Below are 19,832 nucleotides of genomic sequence, written 5' to 3' on the forward strand. Positions count from 1 at the left end.
GCACAAAAAAAGTCAGGCTTCCGGGCGCATATAGGGAAACAGCAGGACGTCACGGATCGAGGTACTCCCGGTCAGCAGCATCACCAGGCGGTCGATACCGATGCCCAGGCCGCCGGTCGGCGCCATCCCGTACTCCAACGCACGGATGTAGTCGGCGTCGTAATGCATGGCTTCGTCGTCGCCACCGTCCTTGGCCTGCACCTGCGCCTGGAAGCGCGCGGCCTGGTCTTCGGGGTCGTTGAGTTCGGAGAAGCCATTGGCCAGCTCCTTGCCATTGATGAAGAGCTCGAAGCGATCGGTATAGCCAGGCTCGGTATCGCTGGACCGCGCCAGCGGCGACACCTCGACCGGGTGGTCGGTGATGAAGGTCGGTTGCACCAGCGTGGGCTCGACGGTGGCTTCGAAGATTTCCAGCAGCAGCTTGCCCCAGCCGTAGGACGGCTTGACCCGGATCTTCAGCCGCTCGCAATGGCGCAGCAGCGCCTCGCGATCGGTGCAGTCGGCCACGCTGATTTGCGGATTGTGGTGCCGAACGGCCTCATCCATGCGCCAGCGCCGGAAAGCCGGCGCCAGATCGATGTCGGCACCGTCCCAGCTCACCTGCGTGGTGCCCAGCACCGACTGCGCGGTGTCGCGGATCACCTGCTCGGTCACGTCCATGATCTCGTGGTACGTGGCGTAGGCCTCGTAGAGCTCGAGCATGGTGAACTCGGGGTTGTGCCGGGTCGACACGCCCTCGTTGCGGAAGTTGCGGTTGATCTCGTAGACGCGCTCCAACCCGCCGACCACCAAACGCTTGAGATACAGCTCCGGCGCCACGCGCAGGTACAGATCCAGATCCAGCGCGTTGTGGTGGGTGGTGAACGGCTTGGCGGTGGCGCCGCCGGGGATGTAATGCATCATCGGCGTTTCCACTTCCAGGAAGCGGCGCGCATCCAGCCAGGCGCGTATGGCGCGGATGATCTTGGAGCGCTTGATGAAGACCTCGCGCGCTTCCGGGGTCACGATCAGGTCGACGTAGCGCTGGCGGTAACGCTGCTCCACGTCCGACAGCCCGTGCCACTTGTCCGGCAGCGGACGCAGCGACTTGGTCAGCAGCCGCAGCGCACTGGCCTTGACCGACAGCTCGCCGGTCTTGGTGCGGGTCAACCCGCCCTCCACCGCCACGATGTCGCCCACGTCCCAGCCCTTGAACGCGGTATAGGCATCGCCGAGCACATTGCCCTGCAGGAACAGCTGCACGCGCCCGGACTCGTCCTGGATCTGCGCAAAGCTGGCCTTGCCCATCACCCGCTTGGCCATCAGTCGGCCGGCCATGCGCACCGTGCGCCCGGTCGCTTCCAGCGCGTCGGCGGTCCAGGTGTCGGCATCGGCGAATTCGGCCTGCAGGTCGCCGGCGAAGTGCTCGCGCACGAAGTCGTTCGGATACGCGATGCCCTGGCTGCGCAATGCGCCCAGTTTCGCGCGGCGCTCGGCGATGAGGCTGTTCTCGTCGACTGGGATCTGCGGCGCGGGGGTCTGCTCGGTCATGGCGGGAATCGGTCTGCTGTGGGGCGGGCGTTGGCCCGGTGGGGATGAAGGCCGGCGATGCCGGCCGGGGCCGCCCTGCGACACTGCTGCGGCGGTGTCGCAGATGCTGCGATGGAGCTTGCCGGGGATGGTCAGGCCGTTACCGGCGAGCATCCACCGAGCTGGTGCGCGGAGCGCGCCGCACCAGCGCTACGCTCAGGCATCCAGGCGTTTGGAGCCGGCTGCCAGACCGGCCTTCAGGCTGGCCTCGACGAATTCGTCCAGGTCGCCGTCGAGCACTTTTTGGGTGTCGCTGCGTTCGACGCCGGTGCGCAGGTCCTTGATGCGGCTCTGGTCGAGCACGTAGTTGCGGATCTGGCTGCCCCAGCCGATGTCGGACTTGGTGGCTTCCAGCGCGTCCTTCTCGGCGTTGCGCTTCTGCACTTCCAGTTCGTACAACTTGGCGGCCAGCATCTTCATCGCGTTGTCGCGGTTCTGGTGCTGGCTGCGGCCGGTCTGGCAGGCAACCACCGTATTGGTCGGGATATGCGTGATACGCACCGCCGATTCGGTCTTGTTGACGTGCTGACCACCGGCGCCGGACGAGCGATACACGTCGGTGCGCAGGTCGGCCGGGTTGATGTCGATCTCGATGTTGTCGTCCACTTCAGGCGACACGAACACCGAGGTGAAGCTGGTATGCCGGCGGTTGTCCGAATCGAACGGCGACTTGCGCACCAGCCGGTGCACGCCGATCTCGGTCTTGAGCCAGCCGTAGGCGTACTCGCCCTCGATGCGCACGGTGGCCGACTTGATGCCCGCCACTTCGCCACCGGAGACTTCCATCAGCTCGGTCTTCCAGCCGCGCGATTCGGCCCAGCGCAGGTACATGCGCAACAGGATTTCCGCCCAGTCCTGCGCCTCGGTGCCACCAGCGCCGGCCTGGATGTCGACGAACGCATTGGCGCCGTCCATCTGCCCGGAGAACATGCGCTGGAATTCCAGCTTTTCCACGTGCGCCTGGTACTTGTCCAGATCGGCGATCACCGCCACCGCGGTGTCCTCGTCCTGCTCGCTATCGGCCAGCTCCAGCAGGTCGCCGGCATCGGCCAGGCCGGCCAGCACATCGGCGATACCGACGACGGTCTTCTCAAGCATGGAACGCTCGCGCCCCAGCGCCTGGGCACGCTCGGCGTCGTTCCACACGTCCGGGCTCTCCAGCTCCCGGCTGACTTCCTCTAGACGCTCTTTCTTGGCGTCGTAGTCAAAGATACCCCCTGAGCGAGAGCACGCGATCGTTGAGATCGGTGATGCGCTGGCGGATCGGATTGGTTTCGATCATGACGGAATTCCGGCAAACAAGCTGGGTAGTTTAGCAAGCGGGCCGCATGCGCGGAACGCAGGGGTGGCCGCTGCCCCCACGGCACCGTCCCATGCACCGGCCAGCAAGGTACACACCCCACCTGCGCGCGACGCTGCGCATCGGCTGCCTGGCTTGGAGAGGCAATGCCCGCCGCTGGTATCCAAGGGACACCTAACACACGACACGCTGCTGGCGCCTCGACCCCTGCACGATCCCGGCTATGCCCCTGCAGAGAACTGCAGGTCCGCGCGTGGGCGCTCGCTTCAGACCGTCACCGCGTCCGGCCTGGGCGTGCCGGCCACCTGCCCGGCCCGTGCCCGCAGGCCGGCCAGATGGCTGCGACTGCAGGGCAGCACCGTGGCGTCGCGCAGGTGCACGCGCGCGTCGCCAGAATCGACCGGTTCGATCGCCTGCACCTGGCCCAGATTGACCAGATAGCTGCGGTGGATGCGCACGAAGACGGCTGCATCCAGCCTGGCCTCGATCGCCGCCATGGTGCTGCGCAAGGGATAGTCGTGACCGCGAACGCGTAGATTGACGTAGTTGCCGGAGGCCTGGATCCATTCGATGTCGGCGGTGGCCACCAGGAAATCGCGGCCGAGCTTGCGCACCAGAAAACGTTGCGGGCGATCCAGCGGCTCCACCGGCGGCCCCTCGTCCGGCGCGGCGAGCAGATGCGCCTCGCCCTGACGCCGCCGCGCATACCAGCCCAGCGCGTGCTGCACCGCCACCAGCAGCGCAAAGGTGCGCAGGTCCTTGGACAGTTCGTACACCCACTGCAGCCAGCCGCCGAAAGCGTAGTGCGCGCCGGCCAGTGCGTAGACCAGCTTGCGCAGCAGCACCATGCCGGCGACGTGCGCCAGCCACCACCCCAGGGCCGCGGCCAGGTAGAGCGGCACACGTCGCAGCCAGGCATCGGCATGCAGCGGCCAGCGTGCGCACAACCACAACACCGCCGGCAGCAGCAACAGCGCGGCGGTGGCGCTGCTCAGTTCCCAACTCAGCAACTGCCACAGCACGATCGGCTGGCCGTCGCGGCGCGCAGCCAGGCAGGCGGTCCAGACATTGCCCAGCGCACTCAGGTAGAACACCAGCGACCAGACCACGACGGCCCAGCGCGTGGCGGCACGCCCGGCCCCGTCCCGGGCGATTGGCGGGCGCGACCCGGTCGATTCCATTGCACACGTCCGCAGTTGGCAGGTGCCGATCATAGAGGCCCGCGCAGCAGGGCGAAACCGTCGCCCCGGCCGTCCCCATTCGTCCCTGGATGGGCGCAGCTGGTCACTGCGAGCAGTGGTTTCCACCCCTGGCCCCAGCGGCGGCAAGGGCTGGCGGCCAGGATGCGCCCACTCCTCCAGCAACCGCCGACCATGACCGAACGCCGCCACGATATCGATGCCCTGCGCGTCTTCGCCTTTGCCCTGCTGATCCTCTATCACGTGGGCATGGCCTATGTAGCCGGCTGGGACTTCCATTTAAAGAGTGCCTACACCACCGACTGGCTGCAGCCGCCGATGATTGCGCTCAACCGCTGGCGGATGCCGCTGCTGTTCATGCTTTCCGGCATCGCGATCGGCCTGGCGCGTGCCGAACGTGCGCCCTGGCAGTTCGGCTGGCGGCGCTGCGGGCGCCTGCTGCCGCCCCTGCTGTTTGGCATGTTCGTGGTGGTGTCGGTGCAGGCGTACTGCCAAGGCGTGAGCAACGGCAAGGTGGCTCCCGGCTTTGGCAGTTTCCTACTGCGCTATTGGCAGGTGCAGCCCTGGCCGGTCGGCAGCTTCGATGGATGGGAACATGGCATCACCTGGAACCACCTGTGGTACCTGGCCTACCTGCTGCCCTACACCTTGGTGTTGATGGCGATGATTGCGCTGCGCCGCGCCCTGCCGGTCGCCCTGCCGCGCCTGCCCGCCTCTATTGCGGTCCCTGCCCTGCTGCTGGTGCCGATGGTGTGGGAAGCCTTCTGCGTGCTGTGGGTGCTGCCACGTCATCCACCGAGCCACGCCCTGGTCGGCGACTGGTTCGTACATGCCGAATCGTTCCCGCTGTTCGTGCTCGGGTATGTGCTGGCCCACAACGCCCGGTTCTGGACATGTGTGGTGTAGTTGCGCTGGCCGACGCTGGTGGTCGCGCTGCTGGCGATCGCCACCGAGCTGAGCATTCGTCACCTGGGCCGTACCCTCGATGCGGCCCAGCTCAGCGCGATGCTGGCCAGCCTGCGCTGGGATGTGATCGAACGGCTGGCGCGCGCAGCCTACACCTGGCTGGCCTTGCTGGCGCTGCTGGGGTGGGCACGGCATCGTCTCAACCGTCAGTTCGCCTGGCTGCCGTACTGCACCCAGGCGGTGTTCCCCTGGTACATCCTGCACCAGAGCCTGATCATCCTGGCGCTGTACTGGCTGGCGCCGCTGCGGTTGGGCCCCTGGCGGGAGCCGGCGCTGGTGCTGCTTGCCACCGTGGCCGGTTGCCTGTTGTTGCACGAAACCCTGATCCGCCGCGTGCGCTGGTTGCGGCCGCTGTTCGGCATGCCGATGCGCGTACCGAAGACCCGCACGCGCCAGACCACACCCGCGATGACGATGTAATGGCGCGCGGTACTGTCCTGCGTCGTCGTACAAACGCGTTGGCGTGCGCGACAGCGCATGGCAGCGGCCCCAAGGCGATGCGGGGCACGCATCAACGAACATGCGTATGTGTGTGACACCTGAATCGAATGCCACCACTGCCTGCATCCAGCGCTGCTGCAGGCGGCGTGCTCCCACACGATGAATGGCGTTCGCCGCCTGTTACCGGGCTGGCTGGACGCGTGGCAGAGGGCACCGCAAGATGCCGGCCCGACCTGCGTTGAAGGATCCACGATGCGTCACGCCCTGCTTGCTGCGGCATTGCTGCTCAGCCCCACGCTCGCGCTGGCCGCAGCGGCCACCAGCGTCGACTTCACCCATGACGATTGGACCATCGCCTGCGACAACACCCGGACCTGCCGCGCCGCCGGGTATCAGCCGGACGAAGGCGAGCACTTGCCGGTGTCGGTGCTGCTGACCCGCAAGGCCGGTGCCGGTGAGGCGGTCACCGCCGAGCTGATGCTGGGCCAGTACGACGAGACCAAGCTGCCGGCGTCGCTCAGCCTGCAGATCGATCAGCGCAACCTGGGCAAGCTGGCGCTGGACGGCAACAGCGGCACCGCCTCGCTCAGCAGCGCCCAGGTCGCCGCTCTGCTGGCGGCGTTGCCGCGCAGCAGCACGATCGTCGCACTCGGCAACGATGGCCGCCGCTGGCAGCTGTCCGACAAGGGCGCGTCGGCGGTGCTGTTGAAGATGGATGAGTTCCAGGGTCGGCTCGGTACGCGCGGCGCGCTGGTGCGCAAGGGCGACCGCGACGAATCCGCCGTGCTGCCGCCGTTACCGGTACCGCAGGTCCGCGAGGCCAGGCTCGTCGCAACGCAGCCGGGCGATGCGCGCCTGGGCACGTTGCCGGCGCTGTATCATGCGCTGCGTGTCACGCTTCCCGTCGATGAACAGTGCAAGGGACTGGACACCAGCGAAGCCTCCGAACCGCTGACCATCACCCGCCTGAGCAGCGACAAGCTGCTGGTCTCCACCGACTGCTGGATGGGCGCCTACAACGTCGGCGCCGGATACTGGGTGATCAATGCACGCGCGCCGTTCGCCCCGACCCTGGTCACCCTGCTGGGCAGCGACCTGGATGGCTCCACCATCCTGGCCTCGCACAAGGGTCGCGGCCTGGGCGACTGCTACAGCCAGGCGAGCTGGACCTGGGATGGCCGACGTTTCGTACAGACGTCCGACTCCACCTCGGGCCTGTGCCGGTTGGTCGCTGCCGGCGGCGCGTGGGAGCTGCCGACCCTGGTCACCGAGGTCAAGCAGTCACCTTGATCGAATCGAACACGGTGCATGCCTGCGCTGTCCTGCGCGAGGACCAATGGCGATGGTGGGTGTACGTGGTTCTAAACAGCAGCAGCAAGCTGTCCGGTGCAGTGCCCTCGCCGATTGCGGGACTGTTGGCGGCATGGATGCCGCCATCGAGCCTCCACGGACGGATCCACGGCGTGTCCCGCGAGCGGTGAGGGCATCGCACACTCGGGGTTTTCGCGTTTGCTGCAGGGCCCTTGCCCGCCCACCATCGCAGGACACGCCGCAAGTACATCCTTGTAAGCTCCATGGCGGCATCCATGCCGCCAAGGGTCCCGCGACGGTGAGCGGGCAAGGACCAGTCGAGATGGTCGGTGTGCAGGGCTTTCAATAAAGCAAATAGCGACGCGCGGTTCCCGCTCTTCAACAGAAACCAGCCAACTGTCTAGTGCGGTGCCCTCGCCGATTGCGGGACCGTTGGCGGCATGGATGCCGCCATCGAGCCTCCAGGGACGGATTCACGGCGTGTCCCGCGAGCGGTGAGGGCATCGCACCCTCCAGGTCTTCGCGTTTGCTGCAGGGCCCTTGCCCGCCCACCATCGCAGGACACGCTGCAAGTACGTCCTTCTAAGCTCTGACTCAGATCAACCCGTGCCTGTTGCCGGCTCGCAATGCTCGACGATCAACTGCACCGCGGTGCCGCCCCGATAGTCGTCGCTGACCAGTCGATAGGCCAGCCGCACCATGCGTGGCGGTTCGCTGCCGCGCCAGCCATTGAAGTGGATGGCATTGAGCGGTTCGGCGCGGCCGAGGCAACGCAGCGTCAGCTTGAGGTGGCGCTCCTTGAGCACGCGATGTTGCAGCACCTCGAACTGCCCATCGAACAGCGGCTCGGGAAAGCCCTGCCCCCATGGACCGGCCACGCGCAGCGCTTCGGCGTGCACGTGGTCGAGTTCGTGCGCGGCCAGTTCGCCATCGCTATGCAACTCGGCGTGCAGCAGCGAGGCATCCACCATCGTCTGTACCTGCAATCGAAACGCCTGCTCGAAGGTCGGTAACGCGTCACGCTCGATGCTCAGCCCGGCCGCCATCGCATGGCCGCCGAACTTCTGGATGACGCCCGGATGCCGGGCATCCACCGCTGCCAGCACGTCGCGGATATGCAGGCCCGGAATCGAACGCGCCGAACCGCGCAACTGGCTGCTGCCCGGCTCGGCCGGGGCCAACGCGATCACCGGGCGATGCAGGCGATCCTTGAGCTTGGAGGCGACCAGACCGATCACCCCGGGGTGCCAGTCGGGATCGAACAGGCAGGCGGCGATCGGCAAGGCGCCGTCGGCATCCAGCACCACCTTGGTCACCGCCTGCTCGGCATCGTCGGTCATCAATTGCTGCACGGCGCGGCGTTCGGCGTTGATCTCTTCCAGGGTGCCGGCGATCTCGCGTGCGCGGTTCCAGTCTTCGCTGAGCAGCAACTCGATGCCCAGCGCCATGTCTTCAAGCCGGCCGGCCGCGTTCAAGCGCGGGCCAAGCGCGAATCCGATATCGCTGGCGCTCAGTCGCGCCACATCGCGTCCACTGGCGTCGACCAGGGCGCGTAGGCCGATGCAGCCGCGCCCCTCGCGCAGCCGGCGCAGGCCGGCCGACACTAGCGCACGGTTGTTGGTATCCAGCGGCACCAGGTCGGCCACCGTGCCCACCGCCACCAGATCCAGCAGCACCGACAGATCCGGCTCGCTGCGGCCGGCAAACGCACCACGCGCACGCAATACGCTGCGCAAGGCCAGCAGCACGTAAAAGATCACGCCCACGCCAGCCAGCGATTTGCTGGGAAAAGCGTCGACGGCCAGGTTCGGGTCCACGATCGCATCGGCCGGCGGCAACATCTCGCCCGGCAGATGGTGGTCGGTGACCAGTACCGTCCAGCCGCGCGCCTTGGCCGCGGCCACGCCGGCATGGCAGGCGATGCCGTGATCGACGGTGACCAGTACATCCGGCTGCAGCACGGCCAGCTCGTCCACCAGCGCCGGCGACAGCCCGTAACCATGCACCATGCGGTTGGGCACGGCGTGATGCACATCCAGCGCGCCGAGCATGCGAAGGCCGCGAACGCCCACGGCGCAGGCGGTGGCGCCGTCGCAATCGAAATCGCCCACCACCAGGATGCGGCGTTGCTGGGCGATCGCATCGGCCAGCAGGGTCGCTGCCACGGTGCTGTTGTGCAGCAGCTCCGGCGATAGCAACTGCCCCAGCCGTGGCTGCGCGCCTTGCGCATCGGTCACGCCGCGTGCGGCATAGATACGGCGCAGCAGCGGCAACATGGCATCGGGCCAGCTTCCGGCCGGCCCTGGCGGGCGCCGGACGATCCGTGGACTGCCCGTCATTGCGCCAGCTGCAACCGCGGCGACCGCCAGAACCGCCAGCGTTGCGTGCGTGCCAGCGACAGCGTTTCGCCGTCCTGGAAATCCAGCACCAGCCGATCCAGCTCGCCGCGTGTCATCGCCGCCAGCAACGGTGCCACCGCATCGTCGCCGAATTGCTGCAACGAGCGCAGATGGCGCAGATCCACCAGCGCATCCACGCGTTGTTCGCCCTGCGCATCGGCACCGGCGGCCAATGCCAGCGCACGCAGCAGCGACTCGCGGCTACGTACCTGGCGATGCGGCGATGTCACGGCCTGCGGCAGCACGCCGCCGCCCCAGAACCACAGCGAGTTGATCGCCGGTTTGCCGCTGGCCACGCGCCCCTCGTTCCAGGGATGCTGGTGCAGCATCACCTGCGCCTCGGTCAGCAGCGCGCGCCAGCGCCGACCAAGATCGCCAGCGGGCAGATGGTCGAACAAGTCGTCGCCGATCGCCACCTCCGGCGGCACGAACTCGGGCAGCCTGGCATCGGGCGAGAGCCGCAGGTACCAGCGCGACGGCGTGGGGGCATCGAGCAGGAACCCGGCATCGCCAAACATCGGCTTGAGGATCGGCAGCAGCATCGCCAGGTCTTCGGCGGTGGCACCGAGCGCCTCGCCATAGCCCATCAGCCGCGCGCCCTGCATGTCCGGTACCACGTAGGCCGGGTCGGCGCGCACCCAGGTGGCGCCGGCCGCATCGCCAGCATCCAGCTGCCGGGTCAACGCCGCCACCGGCCAGTGCGACGGGGTCAGGGTGAAGTGGCGCTGCAACTGCGCCACCTCGCCTGCCTCGGCAGCGTGCTGGTCGGCGCGCGCCAGCGCACGCGTCACCGCCGCATCGTCCAGGGTTCCGGGCAGTCGGCGTTTTTCCGGCAGCAGCAGCGTTGCGGTGGTCATCGCTCAGGCGTGCCTGCGATCAATCCAGGTACGCGACACTGACCACTTCGTATTCGCGCTGGCCAGCCGGCGCGTCGATGGTCACCGCATCGCCTTCCAGCTTGCCGATCAGCGCGCGTGCCAGCGGCGAGGAAATCGCAATCAGACCCATCTTTATGTCCGCTTCCAGGTCGCCAACGATCTGGTAGCGCTTTTCCTCGTCGGTTTCGACGTCGGCCAGCGTCACCGTGGCGCCGAACACGATCTTGCTGCCGGCACCCAGCTTGGTGATGTCGATGATCTCGGCATGCGAGAGCTCGCCTTCCAGCTGCTTGATGCGGCCTTCGATGAAGCTCTGCTGCTCACGCGCGGCGTGGTACTCGGCGTTTTCCTTCAGATCGCCGTGCGCGCGCGCCTCGGCGATCGCGGCGATCACCGCCGGACGCTTGACCGATTTCAGCTGTTCCAGTTCCTCGCGCAAACGTTGCGCGCCCTTGGATGTCATGGGTGCTCTCATGCCTGAAGCTCCTTGTGCAGTTCCTGCAGCGACCAGACAGGGCCGGTGCCGCGGAATTCCAGCGAATGCACCAGCGCCTTGGCGCCGGCGACAGTGGTCGAATAGGTCACGCGATGCTGCAATGCTTCACGCCGGATCGAGAACGAGTCGGAGATGGCGGCGCGGCCTTCGGTGGTGTTGACGATATACACGATCTCGCCGTTCTTGATCGAATCGACGATGTGCGGGCGGCCTTCGGCGACCTTGTTGACGATCTCGCAGTTCAGGCCGTTCTGCTGCAACCAGGCACCGGTCCCGCGGGTGGCCACCAGGGTGTAGCCACGCTCCACCAGCGCCTGTGCCACCGGCAATACGCGCTGCTTGTCCGGGTCGCGCACCGACACGAAGGCCTTGCCCACCGGCGGCGCCTTGATGCCACCGGCTTCCTGTGCACGCGCGAACGCGGCGCTGAAGCTGCGGCCCACGCCCATCACCTCGCCGGTGGAACGCATTTCCGGCCCCAGGATCGGGTCCACGCCCTGGAATTTGGCGAACGGGAAGATCGCCTCCTTCACCGAGTAATAGTCCGGCACGATTTCCTTGGTAGCGCCCTGCTCGGCCAGCGTCTTGCCGGCCATGCAACGGGCGGCGATCTTGGCCAGCGGCATGCCGATGGCCTTGGATACGAACGGCACGGTGCGCGAAGCGCGCGGGTTCACTTCCAGCAGATACACGATGTCATCGCCGGCATCGTTGACCTGCACCGCGAACTGGGTGTTCATCAGGCCGACCACGTTCAGGCCTTCGGCCAGCATCACCACCTGGCGGCGCAGTTCGGCCTGGGTCTTGGGCGAGAGCGAATACGGCGGCAGCGAGCAGGACGAGTCGCCCGAATGCACGCCGGCCTCTTCGATATGTTCCATCACCCCGCCGATCAGCACCTTGCCGTCCTTGTCGGCAATGATGTCCACGTCCACTTCCACCGCGTTGTCCAGGAAGCGGTCCAGCAGCACCGGCGAGTCGTTGGAGACCTTCACCGCATCGCGCACGTAGCGCGCCAGATCCGATTCGCCGTAGACGATTTCCATCGCGCGGCCGCCGAGCACGTAGCTCGGGCGCACCACCAGCGGGTAGCCGATCTCGCGCGCCAGTACCAGGGCTTCTTCCGGATTGCGCGCAATGCGGTTCGGCGGCTGCTTCAGGCCCAGCGTGTCGACCAGCTGCTGGAAACGCTCGCGGTCTTCGGCCAGGTCGATCGAGTCCGGGCTGGTGCCGATCACCGGCACGCCGTTGGCTTCCAGCGCACGCGCCAGCTTCAGCGGGGTCTGGCCGCCGTACTGCACGATCACGCCCTTGGGCTGTTCCAGCTCGACGATTTCCAGCACGTCTTCCAGCGTCAGCGGCTCGAAGTACAGGCGGTCGGAGGTGTCATAGTCAGTGGAGACGGTCTCCGGGTTGCAGTTGACCATGATGGTTTCAAAACCATCGTCGCGCAGCGCCAGTGCCGCGTGCACGCAGCAGTAGTCGAACTCAATGCCCTGGCCGATGCGGTTGGGGCCGCCGCCGAGGATCATGATCTTGTCGCGCGTGGTCGGCAGCGCCTCGCATTCTTCCTCGTAGGTCGAATACAGGTAGGCGGTGCTGGTGGCGAACTCGGCCGCGCACGAGTCCACGCGCTTGTACACCGGACGCACCTTGAGCGCGCGGCGCAGCGTGCGCACCGATTCCTCGTTGCTGCCGATCAGCTGCGCCAGCCGCGCATCGGAAAAACCGGCGCGCTTGAGCGTGCGCAGGCGCGGTGCGTCCAGCGCGGCCATGCCGTCGTCGGCCAGCTGCTGTTCGTGGCTGATCAGTTCTTCGATCTGGTCCAGGAACCACGGGTCGATGAACGACAGCGCGTAGACCTCGTCCACCGTCATGCCGGCGCGGAAGGCATCGGCCACGTAGAACAAGCGCTCCGGACCCGGCGCCTTGAGCTCGCGCTTGAGCACGGCGATGTCGTCTTCGCTGCTCAGGTCCAGGCCGGTCGGGTCGAGCCCGATCTTGCCGGTCTCCAGGCCGCGCAGCGCTTTCTGCAGCGACTCCTGGAAGGTGCGGCCCATCGCCATCACTTCGCCCACCGACTTCATCTGGGTAGTCAGGCGCGCATCGGCCTGCGGGAATTTTTCGAACGCAAAGCGCGGAATCTTGGTCACTACGTAGTCGATCGACGGCTCGAACGAGGCCGGGGTCAGCCCGCCGGTGATCTCGTTGCGCAATTCGTCCAGCGTGTAGCCCACCGCCAGCTTGGCGGCGACCTTGGCGATCGGGAAACCGGTGGCCTTGGAGGCCAGCGCCGAGGAACGCGACACGCGCGGGTTCATCTCGATCACCACCACCCGGCCAGTGGTCGGGCTGATGCCGAACTGCACGTTCGAGCCACCGGTATCCACGCCGATCTTGCGCAGCACCGCGATCGAGGCATCGCGCAGGCGCTGGTATTCCTTGTCGGTGAGGGTCTGCGCCGGCGCCACGGTGATCGAGTCGCCGGTGTGCACGCCCATCGGGTCGAGGTTCTCGATCGCGCAGACGATGATGCAGTTGTCGGCGGTGTCGCGCACCACCTCCATCTCGAATTCCTTCCAGCCCAGCACCGATTCTTCCACCAGCACTTCGGTGGTCGGCGACAGTTCCAGGCCGCGGCCGACGATCTCGATCAGCTCTTCGCGGTTGTACGCGATGCCGCCGCCGCTACCGCCCAGGGTGAAGCTGGGACGGATGATGGTCGGGTAGCCCACTCGGGTCTGGATATCCAGCGCTTCTTCCAGCGTGTGCGCCACTTCGGCCTTGGGGCATTCCAGGCCGATCTCGCCCATTGCCACGCGGAACAACTCGCGGTCTTCGGCCATGCGGATGGCTTCACGCTTGGCGCCGATCAGCTCGACGTTGTACTTCTCCAGCACGCCGTGGTCGGCCAGATCCAGCGCGCAGTTCAGCGCGGTCTGACCGCCCATGGTCGGCAGCAGCGCGTCGGGCTTCTCCTTGGCGATGATCTTTTCGACCGTCTGCCAGTTGATCGGCTCGATGTACACGGCGTCGGCCATGTTCGGGTCGGTCATGATGGTGGCCGGGTTGCTGTTGACCAGCACCACGCGGTAACCCTCGTCGCGCAACGCCTTGCACGCCTGGGCGCCGGAGTAGTCGAACTCGCAGGCCTGGCCGATGACGATCGGGCCAGCGCCGATGATGAGGATGGTTTTAAGGTCGGTGCGCTTTGGCATGAATCAACTCCGGGACCGGGGACCCGGGACCGGGGACCCGGGGTCAAGCTTGGCGGAAAGCGCCTGATGAAGACGGCGCAGCATTTTGTCGACTCGCTCGCAAACGTCGAGCGTATTTTTGATCTGTTCGTGATCGCCCAGGCCTAGATCACCAGCCAGCATCAACTGCGTTTGCAGTTCTGCAGCGGAACCACATGCCTGAGAGACGAATCGGGCGTAATCGCGTGTACTGGCTCGCGCATTTCCCTCTGCGATATTCGATGGAATGGAGACGGCAGCACGCTGAAGCTGCGAACTCAAACCGTAACGCTCTTCCTTGGGAAAATCCGCGACCAGTAGATACACGGCCTTGGCCAGCGCCATCGACAGTTGCCACACTTCCAATTCGCGAAAGTGGGAAGCCATCAACCAGCGTTTCCCGGGTCCCCGGTCCCCGGTCCCCGGTCCCGCATCAGCGCCGTGAACCGATCGAACAATGGCCCCACATCACGCGGTCCGGGAGACGCTTCCGGGTGGCCCTGGAACGAGAACGCCGGTGCGTCGGTCAGCGCGATGCCCTGGTTGGTGCCGTCGAACAGCGAGCGATGGGTGACCCGCACATTGGCCGGCAGCGTGCTTTCGTCCACCGCAAAGCCATGGTTCTGCGAGGTGATCATCACCCGCCCGCCGTCCAGATCCTGCACCGGGTGATTGGCGCCATGGTGGCCGGTGGTCATCTTCAGCGTCTTCGCGCCAGCGGCCAGTGCCAGCAGCTGATGGCCCAGGCAGATGCCGAAGGTCGGCACCTTCTTCGCCACCAACTCCTTGATCGCTGCGATGGCGTAGTCGCAAGGTTCCGGATCGCCGGGGCCGTTGGACAGGAACACACCGTCCGGGTTCATCGCCAGCACCTCGGCCACCGGGGTCTGCGCCGGTACCACGGTGACATCGCAGCCGCGCTCGGCGAGCATGCGCAGGATATTGATCTTCACACCGTAGTCGTATGCCACTACGCGGTACTTGAGATCGGCCCGCACGAATGCATTGGCGTTCAAGTCCAGCTGCCCTTCCTGCCAGCTGTAGCTGGCCTCGGTCGAGACCACCTTGGCCAGGTCCATGCCCTTCAGGCCGGGGAACTTGCGCGCGGCTTCCAGTGCCTTTTCCACGTCGATTTCGCCAGCCATCAGCGCACCGTTCTGCGCGCCCTTTTCGCGCAGCAGACGGGTCAGCTTGCGCGTATCGATGCCGGCAATGGCCACCACGCCGCGTGCCTGCAGCCATTCGGGCAGGGCCACCTGGCTGCGCCAGCTGCTGGGACGGCGCGGCACATCGCGCACGATCAGGCCGGCAGCCCAGATCTTGCGGGCCTCGTCGTCCTGGTCGGTGAAACCGGTATTGCCGATATGCGGATAGGTCAGCGTGACCATCTGGCGGGCGTAGGAGGGATCGGTCAGGACTTCCTGATAACCGGTCATGGCGGTGTTGAACACCACTTCGCCGACGGAAAGCCCGTTGGCGCCTACGGATTCGCCCTCGAACACGGTGCCGTCTTCGAGGACAAGGATTGCGGGTTGGGTCACGTGGGGTCTCGCTCTGGCTGCCTGGGACTCCGATGCGCTTCCGGCCAAATTCCGGTTGCAGCAAAGCGCGGACGCGGTGCTGGGGACCGGTCCGACGCTGGTTCGGGCAAGCGAGAATTGTAATGGCAAGTGCCCTGGCTTGCCAGCCTGACGAGCGAGACCAGCGCCTGCACGGCGGCGCTCCCGCATGAATGCGCGGCCACGCACGGCGTGCGTTCACACGCGGTTGCGCTGCGCTATAGCACTAGGTCGCGCACCCGATAGCTGCCGGCAGGCCGGCCGATCAGGCGCTTGGCCGCATGCAGCGCACCACGCGCGAAGATGTCGCGGTTGGTGGCGCGATGCACCAGCTCCACCCGCTCGCCCAGCCCGGTGAACTGCACCGCATGCTCGCCGACGATATCGCCGGCACGCAGGCTGGCAAAGCGCGGCTGCGCGCCGCTGCCGGTGGCGGCTTCGCCCAGGGTCAGCGCGGTGCCCGATGGCGCGTCCTGCTTGTGCACGTGATGCGCTTCGACGATGTCGCAATCCCAGCCCGGCAGGGTACCGGCGGCACGTTCGACCAGCTCGGTCAGCACCGCCACGCCCAGGCTGAAGTTGGAGGCCCACACCAGCGGGATCTGTTGCGCGGCCTCCAGCAATGCCGAGCGCTGCGCCTCGTCCAGGCCGGTGGTACCGGACACCAGCGGTTTGCCGCGCTGCGCGCACAACGCCAGGATCGGCGCAAAGCCCTGCGGCAAACTGAAATCGATCGCCACATCGAAGGCCGGCGCGCCGCCCAGCTCGCTGGCGGCGAAGAACGGCACGCCGTCCACCACCCGCTGCGCTGGCGAGCGCCCCACCACTGCCCCGATGACCTGCAAGGCCTCGTCATCGGCCGCCAGGCGCAGCAAGGCCTTGCCCATCCGCCCGGAGGCACCGTGGATCAACACTTTTACAGGAGACGTTGTCATGCCCGCAGGCTAGCGAGGCTGCGGGGGTTGTACAAGGTGCTGGGATTCGGGATTCGGGATTCGGGATTCGGGATTCGGGAGTCGGGAGTCGGGAGTCGGGATTCGGGAGTCGGGAGTCGGGAGTCGAGAAGCCCGAGGCCGCGAGTAGCAGGAACTTTTCGGGAGTTGGCTGGGGGCTCGGGCTGACGGCGGGATGATTACTCGTCACTTGCGTTTGCGGTTGATCAATCGCTTGGCAATCGAAGGTCGCGCGTTTGCACTGTGCATGCATGCGCTGGGCTGGCAGCGGTGCAAAGTACGGCGATGTGCTGTAAGCGCGCATTGCGCGCCGCTGCAGAGCACGCCTGCAAGAGAGCACTGCGGGCGCTGGCTGGAGTGCGTGCGCCGTGTCGGCGCGGCAGCGTGCGGGGCTACGTTGTTGCGATGGTGGTTCGGTGTGCGGTGCGCTGGTGGTTTAGCGCCAGCCCACCAAAAAGCTGCATCAACCAGGGCAATCAGCGCGAGCGCTGCAAGCACCGCTCACTGAAGCGGGCTACAGAACGCGGCGAGCAGTCGTCAGGTGGGTGTGGACGGCGCGCAGCATTCGAAGTGGAGAAGTGGCCTGCCGATTGCGGGCACCGCCGTGCCCACATGGACAACCGCTCGCTACTTTTTTAGCTGCTCTAAGCAACCGTGTTGTCAGCTGCCCTCAATCTTCCACGCCATCCAGGCGTTTGCTCCAGCTTTCGACCTGGCTGCGTTGCAGGCGGCGCTCGAACAGGGTGCGCCATGACGGCACCAGCGGCAGCGTCAGCACCTCGGCGATGGCGGCCTCGTCCACCACGCGCGCGTAGAGCAGTTGCTGCAGGCGCGACAGCGACCAGTGCGGATGCGGACGTTCCTGCAAGGCCAGGGTATCGCCCGCGGCCACGACGCCGGGCTGTAGCACGCGGTAATACCAGCCGGTACGGCCGGTGTCCTGCACGCGGCGCGCCATGTCGCGCACGCTGAAGCGGTCCGAGAGTTTCCAACATGGCTGGCGCACTTGCGATACCTCCACCACCGCCGTGCCCAGCGCGAAGCGGTCTCCCAGGCAGACCTCGGCTTCGGTCAGCCCGCGACTGCTCAGGTTCTCGCCGAACGCACCGGCGGCCTCCAGCAATGCATGCGCGCCGAGCTCGCTGCGCCAGGCGGCATAGTGGTCGCGCGGATAATGGTGGATGGCCTTGTCCGGCCCGCCATGCACGCGGCGGTCGCCCTGCTCGTCACCGTCCAGTCCGTCGATACCCACCCGCACCGGTCCGGGGACGGCGCGCTTGTCGATGGCGCTGCGCGTGCCGGGGCGGCTGAAGTCGCGCGCCACGCCAATGGCCACGCTATCGATCTGCGTGAGTGCCGGCGTCTGCGCGCTCGTTGCAACTGCCGTCACGCGCCCTGCCCTGGCAACTCGGCCAAGGCCTCGCGCAGCACCTCGCCAAGTACCTGGATGCCGGCATCGATCTTCTCGGCCGGCACGGTCACGAACGACAGGCGCAAGGTGTTGGCCTGCGGCAAGGTGGCGAAGAACGGCGCACCCGGCACGAAGGCCACGTTGCGTGCGATGGCCCGCGCCAGCAGCGCTGTGCCATCCAGCCCCGGCGGCAGGCTCACCCACAGGAACATCCCGCCTTCGGGCCGGTTCCATTGCACCTGTTCCGGGAAGTGCCGGTCCAGTGCCTCCAGCATCAGGCTGCACTGGCGTGCGTAGAGCGCGCGAATCTGCGGGATGTGGGTGTCGAGAAAATCGTCCTGCAGGGTCTGGTACACCACGCGCTGGGTGAACGATGGCGTATGTAGATCGGCGGCCTGCTTGGCCTGGATCAGCTTGCCCAGTACCGCCTCCGGCGCCACCACGTACCCCAGCCGCAAACCGGGCGCCAGCACCTTGGAGAACGAGCCCATGTAGACGACGCCGTCGGGGTTCATCGACAACAGACTAGGCAACGGCTCACCGCTGTAGTACAGCTCGCCGTACGGATCGTCTTCGACGACCGGTACGCCGGCCTGCGCGGCACGCTCCACCAACGCCTGGCGCCGGGCCAGCGGCAGACGGCGGCCGGTAGGATTCTGGAAATTGGGCAGGCAATACAGAAAGCATGCATCGGCCAGCAGGGCCGGATCCAGCGCATCCACCACCACGCCCTCCTCGTCCGAGGGCATCCCGACGAAGCTGGGCTGGAACAGCGAAAACGCCTGCAGTGCGCCGAGATAGCTCGGCGTCTCCACCAACACCTTGCTGCCTTCGTCGATGAACACCTTGCCCAGCAGATCCAGGCCCTGCTGCGAACCGGTGGTGATCAGCACCTGGCTGGGCCGGATGCTCGCGCCATCGCGGCTCAGCCGCGCAGCCACCCACTCGCGCAGCGGCGCATAGCCTTCGGTCGGGCCATATTGCAACGCGGCCTGCGGCGCATCGCGCAACACCTGGTCGCTGGCCGCGCGCATGCGCTCCACCGGAAAGGTGGCCGGCGATGGCAGGCCACCGGCGAAGGAAATGACCTCCGGGCGTTCTGTCACCTTGAGAATTTCGCGAATCGCCGAACTGGTCAGCGCCTGCGCACGTCGGGAGATCTGGAAGGAAGTGGTCATGGCGCAAGCATACCCAACGGCCGCTGCGCAGGTGCTGTGCACTGCAACGTGCGTTGGCATCGCCGGCACCTGTCGGCGGCATCAGGCGAACCACCGGACCTCGCCGTTCTTGCGGGCACCTATTGATACGCCGGCCCAACCCAGGCGGTGCCTTCGCTACGCGCGATCAGCGTTTTCCAACGCTTGCGGATCAGCTTGTCGCGCGAGCGGAAGGTCATGCGCATGCCCGGCAGGCCGAGCGTGGCGCGCGTTTCCACCAGTGCCGACTGCTCGTCGGGCGCGATCTCGATCTTGGTGATCGTCTGCTTGTAGTCGATCAGTTCTTCCGGCTCTGCCACATGCCGCATCTGGCTCAGCACCTGCGCCCATTCGCCGTTGGATTTGCAGTACTTGGCGCGGCTGGTGGTCTCGCGCTTCTGGTGGGAATCCATGCGGTACAGGACCACCATTTCGAAGTCCGGCGCCGTCATCTTGCACAGGGCCTCGCCGTCCTGGCCCATCATCGCCTTGTCCTGGGCGGCGTAGAAATCGCGCACCTGCTTTTCGTCCAGCGAGTTACCGCCGTAGTTGTACAGCCCGGCCACCGCGGCCAGGATCGCCAGCAACACCAGCAAACGCATTTCCAACCCCCTGTGATGCCGCGTCCTGCGGCCAGGCAAGTGTAGCCGAGCTTGCGTGCGTCAGTGCTTGCGCGGCGGCGTCGGGCCGCAATTGTCGCAACCACCGCAGGACGCGCCCCCCTGGGTGGCCGGCGGCGCGATGCGGCGGCCGAGTGCGTGCATCCAGGCCGGCCGGCCCGCGCGCAGCAATGCGAGCGCAAACGCACCGCGCAGACGGCGCAAGGTGCCGGGGAACTGCTTCTTCATCACCACCCACAGGCTGAGCAGCACCGCGACGGCGATGACCAGGTATTGCAGGGTGAGCGACAGGTCCACC

The 19,832-nt window shown here is 66.6% G+C and carries 15 protein-coding genes and 1 pseudogene; 2 read left to right on the forward strand and 14 right to left on the reverse strand.

The genetic code is table 11. From position 1 onward, the window contains the following. Nucleotides 1–12 precede the first annotated feature (12 nt). From lysS to XcodCFBP4690_RS10540, 3 genes are all read right to left on the reverse strand, one after another. On the reverse strand, nucleotides 13–1,530 hold the full coding sequence (lysS, locus tag XcodCFBP4690_RS10530; protein ID WP_104540894.1) for a lysine--tRNA ligase: 1,518 nt from the start codon (nucleotides 1,528–1,530) through the stop codon (nucleotides 13–15). 195 nt (nucleotides 1,531–1,725) lie between these two features. Then, a protein-coding gene (gene prfB / locus XcodCFBP4690_RS10535) for a peptide chain release factor 2 (RefSeq protein ID WP_104540895.1) occupies nucleotides 1,726–2,851 on the reverse strand; the annotation gives its coding sequence in 2 pieces (ribosomal slippage) (nucleotides 1,726–2,775 and nucleotides 2,777–2,851; 1,125 coding nt in all). A 284-nt stretch (nucleotides 2,852–3,135) separates the two neighbouring features. Beyond that, nucleotides 3,136–4,083 carry a LytTR family DNA-binding domain-containing protein gene (locus XcodCFBP4690_RS10540; protein WP_104540896.1) on the reverse strand — a complete coding sequence of 316 codons (948 nt, stop codon included), beginning with the start codon at nucleotides 4,081–4,083 and terminating at the stop codon, nucleotides 3,136–3,138. Between the two features lie 159 nt (nucleotides 4,084–4,242). Between XcodCFBP4690_RS10540 and XcodCFBP4690_RS10545 the strand changes: the two are divergent. Both XcodCFBP4690_RS10545 and XcodCFBP4690_RS10550 read left to right on the forward strand, forming a co-directional pair. Then, a pseudogene (locus tag XcodCFBP4690_RS10545) lies at nucleotides 4,243–5,454 on the forward strand (acyltransferase family protein). A gap of 273 nt (nucleotides 5,455–5,727) precedes the next feature. After that, nucleotides 5,728–6,765 carry a DUF1176 domain-containing protein gene (locus XcodCFBP4690_RS10550; protein WP_104540897.1) on the forward strand — a complete coding sequence of 346 codons (1,038 nt, stop codon included), beginning with the start codon at nucleotides 5,728–5,730 and terminating at the stop codon, nucleotides 6,763–6,765. A 620-nt stretch (nucleotides 6,766–7,385) separates the two neighbouring features. Here the strand turns inward: XcodCFBP4690_RS10550 and recJ are convergent. The 11 genes from recJ to XcodCFBP4690_RS10620 form a co-directional block, all read right to left on the reverse strand. Continuing rightward, on the reverse strand, nucleotides 7,386–9,125 hold the full coding sequence (gene recJ, locus XcodCFBP4690_RS10565) for a single-stranded-DNA-specific exonuclease RecJ (RefSeq protein ID WP_104540899.1): 1,740 nt from the start codon (nucleotides 9,123–9,125) through the stop codon (nucleotides 7,386–7,388). Then, complete coding sequence (locus XcodCFBP4690_RS10570) at nucleotides 9,122–10,042, reverse strand: phosphoglycerate mutase (RefSeq protein ID WP_104540900.1); 921 nt, start codon at nucleotides 10,040–10,042, stop codon at nucleotides 9,122–9,124. Before XcodCFBP4690_RS10570 ends, recJ begins: the two co-directional genes overlap by 4 nt. 19 nt (nucleotides 10,043–10,061) lie before the next feature. Beyond that, a complete protein-coding gene (gene greA, locus XcodCFBP4690_RS10575) occupies nucleotides 10,062–10,526 on the reverse strand; it encodes a transcription elongation factor GreA (RefSeq protein WP_208622721.1) in 465 nt (154 codons plus the stop codon). Nucleotides 10,527–10,534: 8 nt separating this feature from the next. Next, nucleotides 10,535–13,777 carry a carbamoyl-phosphate synthase large subunit gene (gene carB / locus XcodCFBP4690_RS10580; RefSeq protein ID WP_104540902.1) on the reverse strand — a complete coding sequence of 1,081 codons (3,243 nt, stop codon included), beginning with the start codon at nucleotides 13,775–13,777 and terminating at the stop codon, nucleotides 10,535–10,537. Between the two features lie 3 nt (nucleotides 13,778–13,780). Beyond that, nucleotides 13,781–14,182 carry a four helix bundle protein gene (locus XcodCFBP4690_RS10585; protein WP_104540903.1) on the reverse strand — a complete coding sequence of 134 codons (402 nt, stop codon included), beginning with the start codon at nucleotides 14,180–14,182 and terminating at the stop codon, nucleotides 13,781–13,783. Next, on the reverse strand, nucleotides 14,182–15,336 hold the full coding sequence (carA, locus tag XcodCFBP4690_RS10590) for a glutamine-hydrolyzing carbamoyl-phosphate synthase small subunit (RefSeq protein ID WP_104540904.1): 1,155 nt from the start codon (nucleotides 15,334–15,336) through the stop codon (nucleotides 14,182–14,184). The genes XcodCFBP4690_RS10585 and carA overlap by 1 nt, the downstream gene beginning before the upstream one ends. A 236-nt stretch (nucleotides 15,337–15,572) precedes the next feature. Continuing rightward, complete coding sequence (gene dapB / locus XcodCFBP4690_RS10595) at nucleotides 15,573–16,289, reverse strand: 4-hydroxy-tetrahydrodipicolinate reductase (RefSeq protein WP_104540905.1); 717 nt, start codon at nucleotides 16,287–16,289, stop codon at nucleotides 15,573–15,575. A 688-nt stretch (nucleotides 16,290–16,977) separates the two neighbouring features. Continuing rightward, nucleotides 16,978–17,697: an MOSC domain-containing protein gene (locus XcodCFBP4690_RS10605; protein ID WP_104540906.1), complete on the reverse strand. Its 720-nt coding sequence runs from the start codon at nucleotides 17,695–17,697 to the stop codon at nucleotides 16,978–16,980. Then, nucleotides 17,694–18,896 (reverse strand): aminotransferase-like domain-containing protein, encoded by a 1,203-nt coding sequence (locus XcodCFBP4690_RS10610; RefSeq protein WP_104540907.1) that lies wholly within the window; start codon nucleotides 18,894–18,896, stop codon nucleotides 17,694–17,696. Before XcodCFBP4690_RS10610 ends, XcodCFBP4690_RS10605 begins: the two co-directional genes overlap by 4 nt. A 119-nt stretch (nucleotides 18,897–19,015) precedes the next feature. Further along, nucleotides 19,016–19,516 carry a nuclear transport factor 2 family protein gene (locus tag XcodCFBP4690_RS10615; RefSeq protein ID WP_167394564.1) on the reverse strand — a complete coding sequence of 167 codons (501 nt, stop codon included), beginning with the start codon at nucleotides 19,514–19,516 and terminating at the stop codon, nucleotides 19,016–19,018. Between the two features lie 60 nt (nucleotides 19,517–19,576). Beyond that, the gene (locus XcodCFBP4690_RS10620; RefSeq protein WP_167394565.1) at nucleotides 19,577–19,831 is read right to left on the reverse strand and encodes a DUF6587 family protein; all 255 of its coding nucleotides are present in this window, start codon (nucleotides 19,829–19,831) and stop codon (nucleotides 19,577–19,579) included. Nucleotide 19,832 lies beyond the last annotated feature (1 nt).

It is taken from the genome of Xanthomonas codiaei, from assembly GCF_002939785.1.
GTDB lineage: Bacteria > Pseudomonadota > Gammaproteobacteria > Xanthomonadales > Xanthomonadaceae > Xanthomonas > Xanthomonas codiaei.